The following is a 3,317-nucleotide window of genomic DNA, read 5'->3' on the forward strand; positions in this document are numbered from 1 at the left end:
GGTCCCGCGGGCCGCGAGGTGCGGTTCCGGAAGAGCTCGGGCGATTAGTGCGGCTCGGCTGAGGCTGTCGCCAGCCTTGCACCTGCCGTCTATCGACCAGGTAGTCTACCTGGGCCCTTACCGGAAGGAGAACTAATCCCTGGAACGGCTTCCCGCTTAGATGCCTTCAGCGGTTATCCGCGCCGCACGCGGCTACCCGGCCGTGCCGTTGGTCGACAACCGGTTCACCGGAGGTGCGTCCACCCCGGTCCTCTCGTACTGGGGGCAGCCTCCATCGATTCTCCTGCGCCCACGGAGGATAGGGACCGAACTGTCTCACGACGTTCTGAACCCAGCTCGCGTACCGCTTTAAACGGCGAACAGCCGTACCCTTGGGACCTGCTCCAGCCCCAGGATGCGATGAGCCGACATCGAGGTGCCAAACCTTGCCGTCGATGTGGACTCTTGGGCAAGATCAGCCTGTTATCCCCGGAGTACCTTTTATCCGTTGAGCGACGGCCCACCCACTCGGGGCCGCCGGATCACTAGAGCCTGCTTTCGCACCTGCTCGGCTTGTGGGCCTCGCAGTCAAGCCCGCTTGTACTCTTGCATTCAAAAGGACGGTTGCCGACCGTCCCGAGCGGACCTTCGCGCGCCTCCGTTACCCTTTAGGAGGCGACCGCCCCAGTCAAACTGCCCGCCTGGCACGGTCCCCGAGCCGGTTGACGGCCTCGGGTTAGGACGCCGGTCGCGCGAGGGCAGTATTCCAAGGGCGGCTCCCCGGGGGCTGGCGCCTCCGGATCTGTGCCTCCTGCCTATCCTCTACACGCGGGACCAGCGGCCAATGCCAAGCTGCAGTGAAGGTTCACGGGGTCTCTCCGTCCTTCCGCGGGTAAGTCGCATCTTCACGACCAGTGCAATTTCACCGGGTCCATGGTCGAGACAGCGCCCAAGTCGTTGCGCCTTTCGTGCAGGTCGGAACTTACCCGACAAGGAATTTCGCTACCTTAGGACCGTTATAGTTACGGCCGCCGTTTACCGGGGCTTGGCTTCGGGGCTTCGCGCGATGCGCTAACTCCTCCGCGTGACCTTCCGGCACCGGGCAGGCGTCAGACCCTATACGTCGCCTTGCGGCTTCTGCAGAGTCCTGTGTTTTTGGTAAACAGTCGCTTGGGCCTCTCCACTGCGGCCCGCCTCCGCTCCCCGGGCAAGCCGGTTCACGTACGCGCGGGCACCCCTTCTCCCGAAGTTACGGGGCCATTGTGCCGAGTTCCTTGACCATGGTTGACCCGATCGCCTCGGTATGTTCTACCCACCCACCTGTGTCGGTTTGCGGTACGGGCGCGCACGCGCCTGCCTAGGGGTTTTTCTAGGGACCTCGGGCTCACTCGCTTCGCTTGATCGCTTCGTCCGGAGCCTCGCCCTCGTGCGGACCGGATTTCCCTGGTCCGCGGGCCGCGCTCCATCACGGGGACGTCCAGAACCCCGCCGAGCCACCCCCATCCGTCGCCCCGTCGGTCGTAGCGCCGCGTGCGCGGTGCAGGAATGTCTGCCTGCTGCGCGTCGGCTACGCCTCCCGGCCTCGCCTTAGCCCCCGACTGACCCTGGGAGGATTAGCCTTGCCCAGGAAACCTCGGGTTCACGGCGGACGAGTTACTCTCTCGTCTCTCGCTACTCATGCCAGCATTCTCACTCCCATGCGCTCCACCGCCGGTCGCCCGGCGGCTTCCCCGCCCATGGGAAGCTCCCCTACCGATTCTGAAAATCAAAATCCCGCCGCTTCGGTGTCCAGCTTAGCCCCGTGTATTGTCGGCGCATGTCCACTCGACCAGTGAGCTGTTACGCACTCTTTGAATGCATGGCTGCTTCTAAGCCAACATCCTGGTTGTCTGGGCGGACGCACATCCTTTGCCACTCGGCTGGAACTTGGGGACCTTAGCGGGCGGTCCGGGCTGTTTCCCTCTCGAGCACACAGCTTAGCCCACATGCTCTGACTGCCGCGCTCTGGGCCGCCGGCATTCGGAGTTCGGTTGGATTCGGTAGGCGGCGAAGCCCCCTCGTCCATCCGGTGCTCTACCTCCGGCGGTGAACGCGCGACGCTAGCCCTAAAGCTATTTCGGGGAGAACGAGATATCTCCGGGTTTGATTGGCCTTTCACCCCTATCCGCAGGTCATCGCCGCCGTTTTCAACCGACGTGCGTTCGGCCCTCCACGGGGTCTTACCCCCGCTTCAGCCTGCCCACGGATAGCTCACCCGGCTTCGCGTCCGCGGCGCGGGACTCAAGTCGCCCTGTTAAGGCTCGCTTTCGCTCCGGCTCCCTTTCGGTTAACCTCGCCCCGCGCCAGCGACTCGCTGGCTCATTCTACAAAAGGCACGCCGTCACACCGTATAGGTGCTCCGACTGCTCGTGGGCGCACGGTTTCAGGTACTGTTTCACTCCCCTCCCGGGGTGCTTTTCACCTTTCCCTCACGGTACTGGTGCGCTATCGGTCACAGGGTAGTACTCAGGCTTGGATGGTGGTCCACCCAGGTTCGGACCGGGTTTCACGTGCCCGGCCCTACTCAGGGACCGCGTCGCGCCGTCCGGTCTGGGTTCGCGTACGGGGCTGTCACCCGCTGCGGCCGGCCCTCCCATGCCGTTCCGCTCCCCAGCCGGACCTGCGCCCGGGGGCGGCAGCCCCCGGATGCGCGGCCCTGCAACCCCGTCGGCGGAACCCCTGCCGGGTATGCCCGCTCGACGGTTTGGCCATCGGTCCCCTTTCGCTCGCCGCTACTCGGGGAGTCTCGAGATTGATTTCCTCTCCTCCGGGTACTTAGATGTTTCAGTTCCCCGGGTTGTCCTCCCCGCCCCTATGTGTTCGGGGTGGGGATATCCACACCTCTGTGGATGGGTTCGCCCATTCGGAGACCCCCGGGTCGAAGGATGTGTGCTCCTCGCCGGGGATTATCGCAGCTTGCCGCGTCCTTCATCGGCTCCCTGTGCCAAGGCATCCGCCGTGCGCCCGTGGTATCTTGCGGGACCGCTCTCGGGCCCGCGGGATATCCACGTGTCGCTAATTAGTCTAATTAATCGATATCATGAATAGCGCTCGTATGTCGCAATTCGGGTATCTCATACCGCGGCACAGTAGTTGACTGTGCTCGCGATCAGATGCTCCTCACTCATTAATAAGTGAATTCTTCTTGTTTGGATCGGATGAATGATTGCTATCATTCTGTCTGATAAATCGCAGAAAAGAATCGAGTCTGGAAGAATGATCTTCCATCTCTCTCCTATCGCTATGCGGCTCTCAAGGTACGCGGGTGCGACCCCGGGGACCGGGTGCTGCGGGGACTT

The 3,317-nt window shown here is 63.2% G+C and carries 1 protein-coding gene and 1 rRNA gene; both read right to left on the minus strand.

The features are described 5' to 3' along the window. Positions 1-24 precede the first annotated feature (24 nt). Positions 25-2,998 (minus strand): 23S ribosomal RNA (locus DWX39_RS10610). A 94-nt stretch (positions 2,999-3,092) separates the two neighbouring features. Further along, a partial coding sequence (locus DWX39_RS11270) for a hypothetical protein (RefSeq protein ID WP_233512213.1) occupies positions 3,093-3,317 on the minus strand: 225 nt, incomplete at its 5' end.

Source organism: Collinsella sp. AF19-1LB (assembly GCF_003459655.1).
Taxonomy (GTDB): Bacteria; Actinomycetota; Coriobacteriia; order Coriobacteriales; family Coriobacteriaceae; genus Collinsella.